The organism is Arthrobacter sp. SLBN-122 (assembly GCF_006715165.1).
In the GTDB taxonomy this organism is placed as follows: domain Bacteria; phylum Actinomycetota; class Actinomycetes; order Actinomycetales; family Micrococcaceae; genus Arthrobacter.
In genome coordinates this window covers 2,762,526-2,777,474 of record NZ_VFMS01000001.1, presented here as the reverse complement: position 1 = coordinate 2,777,474, position 14,949 = coordinate 2,762,526, and the positions used below count along the sequence as shown (strand labels likewise).

13 protein-coding genes are annotated in these 14,949 nt (G+C 65.4%); 3 read left to right on the top strand and 10 right to left on the bottom strand.

Annotated elements, in window-relative coordinates:
* Positions 1–2 precede the first annotated feature (2 nt).
* The 7 genes from FBY36_RS12970 to araB form a co-directional block, all read right to left on the bottom strand.
* On the bottom strand, positions 3–554 hold the full coding sequence (locus FBY36_RS12970) for an AMIN-like domain-containing (lipo)protein (RefSeq protein WP_142119981.1): 552 nt from the start codon (positions 552–554) through the stop codon (positions 3–5).
* A 161-nt stretch (positions 555–715) separates the two neighbouring features.
* Positions 716–1,018 (bottom strand): DUF4193 domain-containing protein, encoded by a 303-nt coding sequence (locus tag FBY36_RS12965; protein WP_142030266.1) that lies wholly within the window; start codon positions 1,016–1,018, stop codon positions 716–718.
* Positions 1,019–1,121: 103 nt separating this feature from the next.
* On the bottom strand, positions 1,122–1,328 hold the full coding sequence (locus tag FBY36_RS12960) for a hypothetical protein (protein WP_142119977.1): 207 nt from the start codon (positions 1,326–1,328) through the stop codon (positions 1,122–1,124).
* A gap of 107 nt (positions 1,329–1,435) precedes the next feature.
* Positions 1,436–2,449, bottom strand: coding sequence for a LacI family DNA-binding transcriptional regulator (locus FBY36_RS12955; protein ID WP_142119976.1), 1,014 nt, complete (start codon positions 2,447–2,449; stop codon positions 1,436–1,438).
* Between the two features lie 48 nt (positions 2,450–2,497).
* Complete coding sequence (gene araA, locus FBY36_RS12950) at positions 2,498–4,018, bottom strand: L-arabinose isomerase (RefSeq protein WP_142119974.1); 1,521 nt, start codon at positions 4,016–4,018, stop codon at positions 2,498–2,500.
* 31 nt (positions 4,019–4,049) lie between these two features.
* Entirely contained in the window at positions 4,050–4,766 is a 717-nt protein-coding gene (locus tag FBY36_RS12945; RefSeq protein ID WP_142119972.1) for an L-ribulose-5-phosphate 4-epimerase, read from the bottom strand.
* Entirely contained in the window at positions 4,763–6,529 is a 1,767-nt protein-coding gene (gene araB / locus FBY36_RS12940) for a ribulokinase (protein WP_142119970.1), read from the bottom strand. Before araB ends, FBY36_RS12945 begins: the two co-directional genes overlap by 4 nt.
* A 266-nt stretch (positions 6,530–6,795) precedes the next feature.
* Here araB and chvE point away from each other — a divergent pair, with 266 nt between their 5' ends.
* From chvE to mmsB, 3 genes are all read left to right on the top strand, one after another.
* On the top strand, positions 6,796–7,923 hold the full coding sequence (chvE, locus tag FBY36_RS12935; protein ID WP_373427689.1) for a multiple monosaccharide ABC transporter substrate-binding protein: 1,128 nt from the start codon (positions 6,796–6,798) through the stop codon (positions 7,921–7,923).
* 106 nt (positions 7,924–8,029) lie between these two features.
* Positions 8,030–9,559, top strand: coding sequence for a multiple monosaccharide ABC transporter ATP-binding protein (mmsA, locus tag FBY36_RS12930; RefSeq protein ID WP_142119968.1), 1,530 nt, complete (start codon positions 8,030–8,032; stop codon positions 9,557–9,559).
* A 4-nt stretch (positions 9,560–9,563) separates the two neighbouring features.
* Positions 9,564–10,844, top strand: a complete 1,281-nt coding sequence (gene mmsB, locus FBY36_RS12925; RefSeq protein WP_142030259.1) for a multiple monosaccharide ABC transporter permease — start codon at positions 9,564–9,566, stop codon at positions 10,842–10,844.
* Positions 10,845–10,914: 70 nt separating this feature from the next.
* On the opposite strand, the gene FBY36_RS12920 is transcribed toward mmsB, so the two are convergent.
* From FBY36_RS12920 to FBY36_RS12910, 3 genes are all read right to left on the bottom strand, one after another.
* Complete coding sequence (locus FBY36_RS12920; protein ID WP_142119966.1) at positions 10,915–12,168, bottom strand: MFS transporter; 1,254 nt, start codon at positions 12,166–12,168, stop codon at positions 10,915–10,917.
* A 39-nt stretch (positions 12,169–12,207) separates the two neighbouring features.
* A complete protein-coding gene (locus FBY36_RS12915; protein WP_142119964.1) occupies positions 12,208–14,388 on the bottom strand; it encodes an elongation factor G-like protein EF-G2 in 2,181 nt (726 codons plus the stop codon).
* 83 nt (positions 14,389–14,471) lie between these two features.
* Positions 14,472–14,897, bottom strand: coding sequence for a ChaB family protein (locus FBY36_RS12910; protein ID WP_142119961.1), 426 nt, complete (start codon positions 14,895–14,897; stop codon positions 14,472–14,474).
* Positions 14,898–14,949 lie beyond the last annotated feature (52 nt).

The following is a 14,949-nucleotide window of genomic DNA, read 5'->3' as shown; positions in this document are numbered from 1 at the left end:
TGTCACCAGAAGTGCGCCACGTCCACCACCAGGCGGTGACCGGAACCCGGTCCGTCCAGGGTGAACACCCGGAACGGAAGACGGGCACGGACGCCCAGGCCGAGACTGGTGTAGCCCTCGAACCCACCGGCGGAAGCTACCTGGCGGAATGTCTGGTAGCCAGCCACGTTGGCAAGTTCTGCCGCGTCGGCCGAATTGTAGGTGGACTTGCCGTTGCTGTCCATGGACGAGGCATTGATGGTCACCTGCAGCTTTGCATTGCCCCGGACCGGCACCGGGAAACCGGAGCCGTCCTGGACGATGCCCGGAACGTAGCGGACTGTGTAACCGGGGGCCGTGCCGCCGCCGAGGTCGACCACCAGCCGGTCGAAGCAGTAGTGCTGTCCCGTCCGCACGTTGGTGACGGGCGCGGTGCCCATGCTGGTGTCCTGTTTCATCAGCGAACCCCACGTGAGCCCGCAATACGGCGTTGTTGCCGAGGCGGGCGCTGAAACCACGATTCCCAGCGCAGCAGCCATAACGATGGCTGCGAGCCAGATAAAGAACTTTTTCATTGCGGTGCCATCCGGAAAAGAAGGCCATTGGATGCTTCCAGCGTAGGAGTGTTCGGTCCGGGAAACGAGTGAGCATTTTGATAACGACGGCGTCCGGGGACAAAGCAGCGCCGGCCACCTCGGGGAGGTGGCCGGCGCCGGCAAAAAAGATCAGGAGAAATTCAGCCTTCGCAGTCGCGGCAGTACTTCAGGCCGTCCTTTTCGCGGGCAACCTGTGAGCGGTGGCGGACCAGGAAGCACGACGAGCAGGTGAACTCATCGGACTGTTCGGGAACCACAATGACCGTCAGTTCCTCGTTGGACAGGTCCGCGCCGGGCAGGTCGATACCCTCAGCGGTGTCGTTCTCCTCGACATCGATGACAGCGGTCTGCGCGTTGCCGCTCCGTGACGCCTGGAGGGCCTCGAGAGAGTCGGCGGGCGACTCTTCTTCCTGCTTGCGTGGAGCATCGTAATCGGTAGCCATAACGTGTTCACTTTCGTTGCTGCGCAGCGCCATTTCAGGCACCTCAGTGCAGCAGTTTAGGGCATTCTCCCGCTACCGGCGCAATAGTGTGGCTAAGCAGACATCATGCCGCTTCCACCCGCTGTTCAGCATGCTCTGACCGGGCGTGCTCGGACCGGGCCTGGTCCGCGCCTGCGGACACCCCGCTCAGAGCCGGGAGCCAGCCCCACCGGGTGGCATCAGCCATGGCGCCGGCGGCCGCCGATTCGGAATCGTACGTGAACGTATCCAGCAGCCAGTCGCGGAGCCGGATGAGCAGGTCAGCCATCATGCCCTGAAACCTACGCAGCGATTGTTGTGGCCACGTTTCGGCGCGGTCTCCCCCGGATTAAATCAGCTGGCGGCCGGACTTCCGGGCAGGTTGTCCACGTGGATTCGTCAGGCCGGCGGCGCCGTGCTGCTGCGCAGGACCAGTTCCGGCTGCACCACCAGCGTCCGTGGTCCGCCTGCGCCATCGAATGCGGTAAGCATCATCTGCATGCACCGCCGGCCCAGTTCTTCAAAGTCCTGCCGGATCACCGTCAGCGGCGGACTGAAGTAGCCGGCCTCGGGCTGGTCATCGAAGCCCACGACGGACACGTCCTGCGGCACCCTGATGCCGGCCTCTGTCAGGGCGCGCAGCACCCCCAGGGCCATCTGGTCGTTGCCAACAAAGATGGCGGTGGCCCGGCGGGTGGCCGCAATCCGCCGCCCGATTTCATAGCCGCTGCCGGCGCTCCAGTCACCCTCGATCATCAGGTCCGCATCGAGCCCGGCCGACGCCAGGGTGGACCGCCAGCCGTCAGCGCGGGCCACGGCATCAATCCAGTCCTGCGGCCCCGCGACGTGACCGATCCGGACGTGCCCCTGCCCTATCAGGTGCCACACCGCCAGTTCGGCTCCGCGGCGCTGGTCCACCCTGACGCCGCCAACTGCGTCATTCCCCTCCGGTCCCACGGCCACCACCGGCACGCCGATGGGAAGTTCGGCCAGCGCGGCCAGCGTCTGAAGGTGCGGAACGATCACCACGATGCCGTCCACCGACTGGTCCAGGAAGTGCCTGACGGCGTCCAGGATGGTGTCCCGGCTGACCTCCCGCAAGGCAGCAACGCTGACGAAATACCCTGCGTCCCGCGCAGCGCGTTCCACTCCCAGCATCGTATTGGCGGGCCCGTACTGTGAAAGTTCGCTGCCCAGGACGCCGATGGTCTGTGAGCGCCGGGTGACCAGGCTCCGGGCGGCGGTGTTGCGGCGGTAGCCCAGCCGGGCAATGGCCGCTTCCACCTTTTCCCGTGTCCCGGCGCTCACATTGGGGTGGCTGTTGACCACGCGTGACACCGTCTGGTGTGAGACCCCGGCCAGCTCCGCCACGTCCTCAAGCCTCGGCAGCCGTACCGGCTTGCCGGGCGTCACGAGGTTCTTGCCATTGGCGGGGGCCAGGAGCTCAGCCGTGCCACGGAGTCAGATCCCGCCGGCGAGTTTGTAGTAGGCGGCGTTCCAGTTCAGGTCCTTCTTGAACTGCCGGATGGTGGTGCCCTCGTCAATCGTGAGCAGCTCCGTCCGGGCAATTTCCGCGAAGTCCTCGAACACGTCCATGCCCACCTGGGTGGAGAGCACGGTGTGGTGGGCAGCGCCGGCGGTGAGCCAGGCGGCGGCGGAGGTGGCGAAGTCCGGCTTGGGCTCCCAGAGGGCGCGGGCAACGGGCAGGTTGGGCAGCGGCTGGTCCAGGGGAACGACGTCCACGGCGTTGGCCACCAGGCGGAAACGGTCCCGCATGTCGGACAGGGCGACGACGACGCCCGGGGAGGCGTCGGCGTCGAACACCAGGCGGACCGGGTCCTCCTTGCCGCCGATGCCCAGCGGGTGGATTTCCAGGCGGGGCTTGGATGCCGTGAGGGAGGGGCAGACCTCCAGCATGTGGGCGCCCAGGATCTTTTCGGACCCGGGTTCCAGGTGGTAGGTGTAGTCCTCCATGAGGGAGGCGCCGCCGGGCAGGCCTGCGCCCATCACCTTGGCAGCGCGGACCAGGATGGCGGTCTTCCAGTCGCCTTCGGCGCCGAACCCGTAGCCGGCGGCCATGAGACGCTGCACCGCCAGGCCCGGAAGCTGGCGCAGGGCACCGAGGTCCTCGAAGGAGGTGGTGAACGCGGCAGAGCCGTTGCCCTCCAGGAAGCTGCGCAGGCCCAGTTCAATCCGGGCGCCGTACCGCAGCGAATCGTGCCTGTCCGCGCCTGCGCGGAGCTCCGGCACCACGTCGTAAAGGTCCTCATATTCGGCCACCAGGGCGTCGACGTCGGACTCTGCCGCGCCGTGCACGGCGTCCGCGAGTTCGTTGACGGACCAGGTGTTGACCGCGACGCCGAAGCGCAGCTCCGCTTCGGTCTTGTCGCCTTCGGTGACGGCCACGTTGCGCATGTTGTCTCCGAAGCGGGTCAGCTTCAGGGTCCGCACGGCGGCCCAGCCGGCGGCGGCGCGCTGCCAGGAACCCACCTGGCGTGCCACCTCGGGGTTGGAGACGTGCCCCACGACGGTCTTCCGGGCGATGCCCAGGCGGGACTGGATGTATCCGAACTCGCGGTCGCCGTGCGCGGCCTGGTTCAGGTTCATGAAGTCGAAGTCGATGTCCGCCCACGGCAGGTCGCGGTTGGCCTGGGTGTGCAGGTGCAGCAGGGGCTTGCGCAGCAGGTCCAGGCCCTGGATCCACATCTTGGCCGGGCTGAACGTGTGCATCCAGGCGGTGACGCCGACGACGGAATCATCCGAGTTGGCCTCAAGGGCGGTGCGGCGGATGGCGTCAGAATCGGTGAGGACCGGCTTCCAGACGATCTTTACCGGGACGGCGGAACTGGCGTTGAGCTGGTTGGCGATCTCCTGCGACTGGGCGGCAACCTGTTTGAGGACTTCCTCCCCGTACAGGTGCTGGCTGCCGGTGAGGAACCAGACCTCGTAGCCGTCGAGGGAGGTGTTTGCTGCGGTGCTCATGGATTCTCCTGGAAGTTATTGGGTGACGGCGTTACTGGCCGTAGACGTTCTGGTAGCGGGCGTAGAGGGAGTCGATGGAGCCCTGGTCGATGGGCAGCGGTTCACCGAGCTGCCGTGAGATGTGGACGGTGCGGGCCACTTCCTCACACATCACGGCCGCTTTCACGGCGGACCGGGCGTCCTTGCCGATGGTGAACGGGCCGTGGTTCTGCATCAGGACCGCCGGGGAATTGGAGTTCTTAAGCGTTTCCACGATGCCGTGGCCGATCGAGTCGTCCCCGATCAGCGCGAACGGGCCCACGGGGATGGAGCCGCCGAACTCATCGCCCATCATGGTCAGCACGCACGGGATGGCCTCGCCCCGGGCAGCCCACGCGGTGGCGTAGGTGGAGTGCGTGTGCACCACCCCGCCCACCTCAGGCATGTGGCGGTACACGTAGGCGTGCGCGGCGGTGTCCGACGACGGCGACAGCGCCGGATTGCCCCAATCGACAGTGCCGCCGCCACCGACGTTGGTGCCCCGCACGGGAGTGCCGTGGAGGTCGGTGACGATCATCTGCTCGGGAGTCAGGTCCTGGTAGGAGACGCCGGAAGGCTTGATGACCATCAGGTCGGTGCCCGGCACGCGGGCCGAGACGTTGCCCGCCGTCCATACCACCAGTTCGTAGCGGGTCAGCTCGGCATGCAGCGCACACACTTCCTCGCGGACCCGGGCAATGGTCTCCAGGATTCCTGCATCGGTGCTCATGCGGACACCTCCACGGCCGTTTCGGCTGCAGAACCGGCGCCGGTGCCGGGAAGGACGGTCCGGGCAGCTCTGCGCTGGATGGCCTTAAGCCGGTGCATCACGTCATTGCCGCCGCGGCCGAAGTAGTCGTGCAGGGCCTTGTACTCCTGGAACAGCTCGTCGTAGGCAGCAACGTTTTCCGGGATCGGGGTGTAGACCTCGCCGGGTTCGGCGCCCATGGCTGCAGCAGCTTCGCGGATGTCCGCGTATTCACCGGCGGCAACGGCCGCGTGGATGGCCGACCCCAGGGCCGGACCCTGCTCAGAGCCGATGGTGGACAACTGCAGGCCGGTGGCGTCAGCGTAAATCTGCATCAGGAGCCTGTTCTTCAGCAGGCCGCCGGCCACGATGAATTCCTTGACCGGAACGCCGGCGTTACGGAATGCGTCAACAATGGTGCGGGTACCGAACGCGGTGGCTTCAAGCAGGGCCCGGTAGGTGTCCTCGGGCCTGGTGGCGAGGGTCTGGCCCACCACGATGCCGGACAGCTCGTGGTCCACCAGGACTGAGCGGTTGCCCGAGTGCCAGTCAAGCGCAATCAGGCCGTGCTCCCCGATGGCCTGCCGCGACGCCAGGCCGGTGAGGTACTCGTGGATACCCATTCCGGCTTCCCGGGCCGCCTGATGGTATTCCGGCGGGACGCCGTACTTGGTGAACCAGCCGAAGATGTCCCCCACGCCGGACTGCCCTGCCTCATAACCCCACAGCCCGGGTACGATGCCGCCGTCAACAGCCCCGCACATGCCCGGTACTTCATGCAGTTCGGTGCCGTTCATGACATGGCAGGTGGAGGTGCCCATGATGGCCACCAGCTGGCCGGACTCCACTGCCTTCGCAGCCGGTGCCGTGACGTGGGCGTCAACGTTTCCCACGGCCACGGCGATGCCCTCCGGAAGGCCGGTCCAGGCCGCCGCCTCCGACGTCAGGGTGCCGGCGGCGTCGCCCAGCCGTCCGATGGTGTGCTCGAGTTTGGAGCTGACAAAGTCCTTGAAGTCCGGGTTCAGGGCGGACAGGAACTCCTCCGATGGGTACCGCCCGTCCTGGTAGATGCCCTTGTAGCCGGCCGTGCAGGCGTTGCGGACGTAACGGCCGCACAGCTGCCAGACGATCCAGTCGGCCGCCTCCACCCAGTGGTCCATTTCGGCGTAGGCGTCCGGGTCCTCTTCCAGGAGCTGCAGGCCTTTGGCGAATTCCCACTCGGAGGAGATCAGGCCCCCGTACCGCGGAAGCCAGTCTTCGCCCCGTTCGGCCGCCAGCCGGTTGATCCGGTCCGCCTGCCCCTGGGCGGCGTGGTGCCGCCAGAGCTTTACATAGGCGTGCGGGCGGTTGGCATAGCCAGGCAGTTCGTTCAGGGGCGTGCCGTCAGCTTTGACCGGCACCATGGTGCAGGCGGTGAAGTCGGTTGCAATGCCGACGACGGCGGCCGGGTCGATCCCAGCGTCCGCCACCGCGGCCGGGACCGCGTTGCGCAGGACGTCCCGGTAGTCGTTGGGCACCTGAAGTGCCCATTCCCCGGGAAGCCGTGCCCCGTCGTCGCCCGCCACGTCTTTGGGCAGGGAGCCGGTCACCACTGCATGGGGATACTCGTGGACGGCGCTGCCAAGCTCCTTGCCGTCGCGGACGCGTACCACCACGGCGCGGCCTGAGAGCGTTCCGTAGTCCACCCCAATGACGCAGTGGTCGTGGCGGGGCTCGGAACTGGAAGTGAACAACGCATCTGGCATGGGGTTGCCTCCATCCGGGAGGCAAGGGCCTCATTACCGGGTTTTGTAGGGTCAGGGTCAAGCTAAGTGCTGCAGCAAGTGTGAACGCTAACAAAGCAGAAGTCAATGAAGTCGAAAGAGTTTCGGGATTCTGGGAGGATGCTCTTGTTAGCGTTCACAAATCAGTCTATATTGAACCGACACATCAACAATGTGGCCAGGACCGGAAGCGTCGCCGCTTCCCCGTCCAACAACACTTCGCGGCAATGCTGCCGCGGAAGGAGATAATGGTGAGAATCAAAAAACTCATGGGCGCGGTGGCCCTTGTCCTCGCCCTGACCGTGGGGGCTACCGGTTGTGGCTCCCGTGGCGGAACCAGTGAATCCAGCGGCGCGGCGAAGCCGGCCGACTCGCTGGTTGGCATTTCGATGCCCACCCAGACATCCGAACGGTGGATTGCCGACGGCGCCAACGTTGAGAAGTCCCTGAAGGACCTCGGCTACAAGACGGACCTCCAGTTCGCCAATGACGACATTCCAACACAGGTCTCGCAGATCGAAAACATGCTGACCAAGGGCGCCAAGGCCCTGATCATCGCTGCCATTGACGGCACCACGCTGACCGACGTCCTGGCAAAGGCCAAGGAGCAGAACGTGAAGGTGGTTGCCTACGACCGCCTGATCAACGGCACCGCCAACGTGGACTACTACACCACCTTCGACAACTACACCGTGGGCGTCCAGCAGGCTACCTCGCTGCTGACGGGCCTGGGCCTGGTGGATGCGAGCGGCAAGAAGGTGGAGGGCAAGGGGCCCTTCAACATCGAACTTTTCGCCGGAAGCCCGGACGACAACAACGCCAACTTCTTCTGGACCGGTGCCATGGACACCCTCAAGCCGTACATGGATGCCGGCACCCTGAAGGTTCCCAGCGGCCAGACCAAGTTTGAGCAGGCGGCCATCCTTCGCTGGCAGGCACCCGTGGCACAGAAGCGCATGGAGGATATCATCACCTCCGCCTACAGCTCGGGCACCAAGCTGAACGGCGTCCTTTCGCCGTACGACGGACTGTCGATCGGCATCATCTCCGCCCTCACCAGCACCGGCGGCTACGCCAAGGGAAGCCTGCCGGTGGTCACCGGACAGGACGCCGAAAAGGGCTCCGTGAAGTCCATCATCGCCGGCGAGCAGTACTCCACCATCTTCAAGGACACCCGCCAGCTCGGCGCGCAGGCTGTCAAGATGGTTGACGCCGTCCTCAAAGGCCAGGAACCTGAAACCAACGACACCAAGACCTACAACAACAAGGTCAAGGTTGTCCCGGCATTCCTGCTGAAGTCCGTGATCATCACCAAGGACAACTACAAGAAGGAACTGATCGACTCGGGTTACTACAAGGACTCCGACGTCAAGTAGTCAACGTCCGCGGGCTGTGGCCGGACCTCCATCCGGCCACAGCCCCGCCCGCAGCCTCCTGCACCAGCAGGAAGGCCAAGCTTCGACCAGTCAGTGGGAATTGACGATGAACACACCCATTCTTCAAATGCGAGGAATCACCAAGACGTTCCCCGGCGTGAAAGCGCTGCAGGACGTCACACTGGATGTGAACCGTGGAGAGGTCCACGCCATCTGCGGTGAGAACGGAGCCGGCAAATCAACGCTCATGAAAGTGTTGTCCGGCGTCTATCCACACAACACCTTCGACGGGGAAATCCTCTTCGAAAATGAACCCTGCAATTTCGCCAGCATCTCGGACAGCGAGAAGCGGGGCATTGTGATCATCCACCAGGAACTGGCGCTGAGCCCGTTCCTCTCCATCGCCGAGAACATCTACCTTGGCAACGAACAGGCCACCAACGGGTGGGTGGACTGGCGTAAGACCAACCTGGAGGCCGCAAAGCTGCTGGCCCGCGTGGGCCTCGACGAAAACCCTGTCACCCCCGTGCAGCACATCAGCGTGGGCAAGCAGCAGCTCGTGGAAATCGCCAAGGCGCTGTCCAAGGAAGTGAAGCTGCTCATCCTGGACGAGCCAACGGCCGCCCTCAACGATGAGGATTCCGGCCACCTGCTGGACCTGATCCTCCACTTGAAGGGCCAAGGGGTCACCAGCATCATCATCAGCCACAAACTCAATGAAATCCGCAAGGTGGCCGACGCCGTCACCATCATCCGCGACGGCAAGACCATTGAGACCCTCCGGCTCGATGAAGGCCAGATCACCCAGGAACGGATTATCCGGGGCATGGTGGGCCGGGACCTGGAGAGCCTGTACCCGGACCGCGAGCCGAACATCGGCGAAGAGGTCCTCCGGATCGAAGACTGGTCTGTCCGGCACCCCCAGGACCACAGCCGCATGGTGGTGAGGAACGCCAACCTCCATGTCATGAAAGGCGAGGTGGTGGGACTTGCCGGACTGATGGGCGCCGGGCGCACGGAACTTGCCATGAGCGTCTTCGGCCGCACCTACGGCACCGCCACGTCCGGCAAGGTCTACAAGTACGGCGAGGAAATCAACACCGCCACGGTCTCGGACGCCATCAGGCATGGCATTGCCTACGCCACCGAGGACCGCAAGCATTACGGCCTGAACCTCATCGAGGACATCAAGCGCAATATCTCCCTGGCAGCGCTGCGCAAGCTCGCCAAACGCGGCTTCGTGGACAAGAACCAGGAGACCGTGGTGGCCAACGGCTACCGGAAGAGCATGAACATCAAGGCGCCCTCGGTGGCCGCCATCACCGGGAAGCTCTCCGGCGGAAACCAGCAGAAGGTGGTGCTGAGCAAGTGGATGTTCTCTGACCCCGACGTGCTCATCCTCGATGAACCCACCCGCGGCATCGATGTCGGCGCCAAGTACGAGATCTACACGATCATCGCCAAACTCGCGGCCGAAGGAAAAGCCGTAATCGTCATTTCCTCGGAACTTCCCGAGCTCCTGGGCATCTGCGACCGCATCTACACGCTCGCCGCCGGCCACATCACCGGTGAAGTGCCCATTGCCGAGGCCACCCAGGAAACCCTGATGCACTACATGACCAAAGAGAAGGAATAGCGAAATGTCCGCCTTACGAGAATCGCTCGGATTCCTCACAAGCCGCCTCCGCCAGGTTGGCATCTTCGTTGCCCTGATCCTGATCGTCCTGCTGTTCCAGGGGCTGACCGGCGGAATCCTGCTGGAACCGCAGAACGTGACCAACCTGGTGGTCCAGAACAGTTACATCCTCATCCTGGCCATCGGCATGGTGATGGTGATCATCGCCGGGCACATCGACCTTTCCGTCGGGTCCGTCGCCGGGTTTATCGGCGCCGTGGCCGGCGTCATGATCGTCCACTGGGGCTGGCCCTGGTGGGCGGCAATCCCTGCCTGCCTGCTGGTCGGCGCCCTTGTAGGCGCCTGGCAGGGGTACTGGATCGCCTACGTGGGGATCCCCGCCTTCATCGTCACGCTGGCGGGCATGCTGATCTTCCGCGGGCTGACGCTGATCACCCTCAAGAACCAGCAGATCACCCCCTTCCCCGCCGAGCTGCGGGCCCTGGGCGGCGGCTTCCTTCCCGACATCTCCGGCGGCACGTCCGTCCTGGAATGGCTCACTGTCATCCTGGGCGTCGGGGCCACGGCGGCCCTGCTGATCCAGGCCTTCAAGGAGCGAAGGATCCGCAGGAAGTTCGACCTCGAAAGCGAGCCCCTGGTCTGGTTCATCATCAAGACCACGTTCACGGCCCTGCTTATGCTCATCATCACCTTCCTGCTGGCCTCCTACCGTGGCACGCCGATCGTCCTGGTGGTCCTGGCCGTGCTGGTGATCGCCTACACCGCCCTGATGAACAACAGCGTCTTCGGCCGGCACACCTACGCCATCGGCGGCAACCTGCATGCGGCTGAACTGTCGGGCATCAAGACCAAGGCCGTCACGTTCCGGCTCTTCGTGAACATGGGAGTGCTCTCCGCGCTGGCGGGCCTTGTCTTCACCGCCCGGCTCAACTCGGCGCAGCCCGCCGGTGGTACGGGCTTCGAACTGGACTCCATCGCCGCGGCCTTCATCGGCGGCGCCGCAGTCACCGGCGGCATCGGAACGGTGGCGGGAGCCATGATCGGTGGCCTGATCATGGGGGTGCTCAACAACGGTATGTCCATCCTGGGCCTGGGCACCGATTACCAGCAGCTCATCAAGGGCCTGGTCCTCCTTGTCGCCGTCGGGTTCGATATCTTCAACAAGAACCGCAGCGGAGGCGGCGGGGACCTTGGCAAGCGGTTCAAGCTGAAGACCACACCCCCGCCCGCGGAGGAAAAGCCGACGCCGGCTGCCAGCGAAACGGTGGAGGCAGGCGTTAAGTAGGACGCGCTTTGAAGGCCCTTGGACCCGGATTAATTTCGGGGCCAAGGGCCTTCACGTGCGTCCTGGCTCTTTACGGCGTTGCGGCCAGTCCCGTGGCAACATCCGCCGGCGAGCGCCGGCGCCGGCTGAGGAGGATGAAGGGTGCCGCCAGCAACTGCACCACGCCGCCCAGTGCCAGTGACGCGGGATATCCGAAGACGTCGGCCGACCTGCCGAGCACCGGCTGCACCACCACTCCCCCGCTGGAGCCCATCAGCGAGGCGAAACTCAGGACGGTCGCCCGCTGCTTCGAACCGATCATGTCATTCAGGTAGGCCTGGCGCACCGGGGTGCCGGCGGACCCCACCACGGCCCAGAGTGCCAGGAGCACCAGGGCCAGCCAGAAGATGCTGGTGGCCAGCAGCACCACCAGGACCACGGAACTGGTGACGGTTGAAGCGATCAGCACGGTGGTTCGGCGGCGGACCAGTTTGCGGACCAGCGGGGCCAGCCAGCCGCCTGCGATCTCCGAGCCCGCAACGATGGCCGCTGCCAGGCCTGCGATGGCGTAGGCCTTGGGATCGCCGAACAGCTGCAGCAGGTAGGGCTGGAGGGCATAGAAAACATAGAACCCCACGCCTTCGGTGAACGGGGCGGCCAGCATCATGTACCTCACCGGCGGGTTCCGAAGGCCGCCGTCCAGCGAGGCCTTGAGGACCGCCCGGGTGGCCTGGACGGGGTGGGCCGAACGCTCCGGTATGAAGCCGACGTCGTGCATGAGCAGGAAGGCCACCGCGAACATGGCCACCAGCACCCCAACGCGCAGCAGGAACGGTACGCCCAGGTTTGTTGCCTGCGCGATCACGCCGCCGGCCACTGAACCGGCCAGCATGGCGATGCCGGAGACCATCTGGCCGCGGCCCAGGACAGCTTCCAGCCCGCCGTCGTAACCGGAAAAGTGCAGGGCGTCCACCAGCCAGGCTTCCACTGCCCCCGAGAAAAAGGTGAATCCAAGTCCCAGCAGCGCCGACACCGCGGCCCACCACCAGAACGGCGCGGACAACTGCCACAGCAGGTAATAGAGGTAGGTGGAGGCGGCCAGGGTCACGGTCCCCAGCAGGAAGGATGCACGCCGCCCCCAGCTGTCCGCCACCACCCCGGTGGGCACCTCGAAAAGCACCATCCCGGCCGTGAAGAAGGCATTCGCGGCAAAGGCCTCCAGGTTGGTCAGCCCGGCGTCGAGCAGGAACAGCGTGTTGATCCCCCAAATGAACGATGCCGCAAGGGTGTTGCCCAACGTCAGCGTCAGGTAGACGGTCTGAATCTTCCGTGCTGCAGCGTTCACCGGCGGACGGCGCTCTTGATGCCTGTTCCCACGGCGGGCTCAGGACGGGCTGTAGTTCGGGGGCACGGGGTCATGGCGCAGGTACTGGCGGCGGAAGCGCCCGGTGCCGGCCGTCAGGGCCCGCAGTTCAACCGCATACCGCAGGAGTTCCTGGTCCGGGACTTCGGCGCTGATCTCGGTGAGCCCCCCGCCGGAGGAGGTGGTGCCGGTGAGGCGTCCCCGCCGGCCGGACAAGTCGCTCATCACCGTCCCCACGTGTTCGTCGGCCACGGTGATGGAGACGGAGGACACCGGTTCCAGCAGCTGGATCTTCCCCGCCGCCGCGGCCTCCCGGAGTGCCAGGGCACCGGCCGCCTGGAACGCCGCATCCGACGAATCCACACTGTGGGCCTTGCCGCCCACCAGGGTCACCCGCAGGTCAACCACGGGGAAGCCGGCTGAAACGCCTTTCTCCATTTGGGCCCGGACCCCCTTCTCGATCGACGGGATGAACGTTCCGGGGATGACACCGCCCACCGTCTTGTCCACGAACTCGAACCCGCCGCCGCGCTCCAGCGGTTCCACCTCGATGTCGCACACGGCGTACTGGCCGTGGCCGCCGGACTGTTTGACGTGGCGGCCGTGGCCGGCGGCGGCGCCCGCAAAGGTTTCACGCAGCGGCGTCACCACGTCCACGCTGTGCAGTTTCACGCCCTGGTCCCGCAGCCTGTCCAGGACTACCTCCGCATGCGCTTCGCCCATGCACCACAGCACCAGCTGGTGCGTTTCGGCGTTCCTGTCCACGCGCAGCGTGGGATCCCCTGCCGCGATACGGCCCAGGCTGCGGGCCAATGCGTCCTCATCACTGCGGGAATCGGCTTCCACGGCAACCGGCAGCAGCGGCTCCGGCATCTCCCAGGTGGCGAGCAGCAACGGGTTTTCCCGGGCGGAAATGGTGTCCCCTGTTTCGGCGCTGCCCAGCTTTGCCAGCGCGCACATGTCCCCCGCCACGCAGAAGGGAACGGGCCGAAGGGCGGCACCCAGCGGTGAGTAAATGTGGGTCACCCGTTCATCGGTGTCATGGTCCTGGTGGCCCCGGTCCGCCAGGCCGTGGCCACCCACATGGACCGGAGAGTCATCCCGGAGCGTCCCGGAGAAAACCCGCACCAGGCAGATGCGGCCCAGGAAGGGATCGTTGGAAGTGCGCACCACTTCGGCGGCGAGCGGGCCGGACGGATCGCAGGAAAGGCTTCCGGCAGGTTCCCCCGCGAGATCCGTGCTGTCCGGCAGGCTGCGTTCCCCCGGCGGTGGAAAGGCGCGGACCAGCAGGTCCAGCAGTTCAGCGGTGCCCAGCCCGGTGACGGCGGATGTGGGCAGCACGGGAAAGAACGAGCCGCGGGCGACGGCGGTTTCCAGGTCGGCTGCCAGCACCTCCGTATCGATGTCCTCGCCTTCCAGGTAGCGGTCCATCAGCGTCTCGTCTTCGCTTTCGGCGATGATGCCCTCAATCAGGTCGCCCCTGGCCGGACCGGCAGCCGCACATTCATCCGGCGTTGCAGGCCGGACCTCAGGGGTTGTATCTCCGGAGGCGTAGTCCGTCACCTCCTGCGGCAGCAGGTCAAGCAGGGACAGCGGGCCGGCGGCCTCCTCCCCTGTCCGCACCGGGACGCACAGCGGCAGCACGCCGTCGCCGAACGCTTTGCGGCAGGCGGCCAGGGCGCCGTCGTAATCTGCCCGCGGGTGGTCCATCCGGGTGATTACGACGGCGCGTGGCAGCTGCATGTGCCCGCACTCGCCCCAGAGCGCGGTGGTGGTGGCGTCGATTCCGTCCACGGCGGAGACGACAAAGAGCGCGGCGTCGGAGGCGCGCAGGCCCGCACGAAGCTCACCAATGAAATCAGGGTAGCCGGGCGTGTCCAGGAGGTTCACCTTGACGTCATCCAGCATCAGGGGCACCAGGGACAGCGTGACGGACCTCTGCTGGTGCACCGCGGCGGGGTCCGAGTCGCTCACCGTGGATCCATCGGCGATGGAGCCTTTCCGGGTGATCATGCCGTTGGCCGCCAGGAGGGCCTCGATCAGCATTGTTTTCCCGGCGCCGGAGTGACCCACCAGGGCCACGTTCCGGATCCGCGCCGGGTCCTGGGCTGCGATGCCGGTGGCTTGGTCAGCCCGCTTTGATTCAGGCCCGTTCCTGCCGCCTGCCGCCCGCGCTGACTCCTTGGTGCTCTTCACCGACATTGGAACCTCCTGGCATCATCGCCACCCGACCGGACGTGTCCTCTGATTCGACACCTTGGACGGCGGGACGGCAAGAGCGCAGGCTATTTGCTGCGGGCTTTGCGGGTGGCTGCGTCGTTGGCCTTCTGAATGGCCTTCACCAGCTCGTCCTTGTCCATCTTCGAGCGGCCCTTGACGTCCAGTTCCCTGGCCAGTTTGTAGAGGTGGTCCTTGGATGCGTTGGCATCGACACCGCCGGCGGTGGGTTCGGAGGAGCGGAGGCCCTGTTCCGCCCGCTTGTCCGACGGTCCGCGTTTTTCCTTGGGCTCCCAGTGGTCGCCCACCTTCTCGTAGCTGTGCTTCAGGGATGCGTATGCTGCGCGGGCCGCCCGTTGCTCGTCCTGGTCGTACGACTCAAGGGCGGAATCGTAGGTCTTGGCGAAGGTGTCCTGCGCCTTTTGCTCTGAACGCTGAAGAGTGGAAGGAAGTTCTTCCTTGCGGGCGTGATCGTTCTTGCCGGTCTTGGGCATGGCACCCATCCTCCTTTAGTCAGCACGCTGATTACTTGGATGGATCCAGCTT

What these genes read in the sequence shown, in the direction of transcription:
- FBY36_RS12970 (WP_142119981.1), bottom strand. Translation starts at nt 554, where the DNA reads ATGAAAAAGTTCTTTATCTGGCTCGCAGCCATCGTTATGGCTGCTGCG.
- FBY36_RS12965 (WP_142030266.1), bottom strand. Translation starts at nt 1,018, where the DNA reads ATGGCTACCGATTACGATGCTCCACGCAAGCAGGAAGAAGAGTCGCCC.
- FBY36_RS12960 (WP_142119977.1), bottom strand. Translation starts at nt 1,328, where the DNA reads ATGATGGCTGACCTGCTCATCCGGCTCCGCGACTGGCTGCTGGATACG.
- araA (WP_142119974.1), bottom strand. Translation starts at nt 4,018, where the DNA reads ATGAGCACCGCAGCAAACACCTCCCTCGACGGCTACGAGGTCTGGTTC.
- FBY36_RS12945 (WP_142119972.1), bottom strand. Translation starts at nt 4,766, where the DNA reads ATGAGCACCGATGCAGGAATCCTGGAGACCATTGCCCGGGTCCGCGAG.
- araB (WP_142119970.1), bottom strand. Translation starts at nt 6,529, where the DNA reads ATGCCAGATGCGTTGTTCACTTCCAGTTCCGAGCCCCGCCACGACCAC.
- chvE (WP_373427689.1), top strand. Translation starts at nt 6,796, where the DNA reads ATGGTGAGAATCAAAAAACTCATGGGCGCGGTGGCCCTTGTCCTCGCC.
- mmsA (WP_142119968.1), top strand. Translation starts at nt 8,030, where the DNA reads ATGAACACACCCATTCTTCAAATGCGAGGAATCACCAAGACGTTCCCC.
- mmsB (WP_142030259.1), top strand. Translation starts at nt 9,564, where the DNA reads ATGTCCGCCTTACGAGAATCGCTCGGATTCCTCACAAGCCGCCTCCGC.
- FBY36_RS12915 (WP_142119964.1), bottom strand. Translation starts at nt 14,388, where the DNA reads ATGTCGGTGAAGAGCACCAAGGAGTCAGCGCGGGCGGCAGGCGGCAGG.
- FBY36_RS12910 (WP_142119961.1), bottom strand. Translation starts at nt 14,897, where the DNA reads ATGCCCAAGACCGGCAAGAACGATCACGCCCGCAAGGAAGAACTTCCT.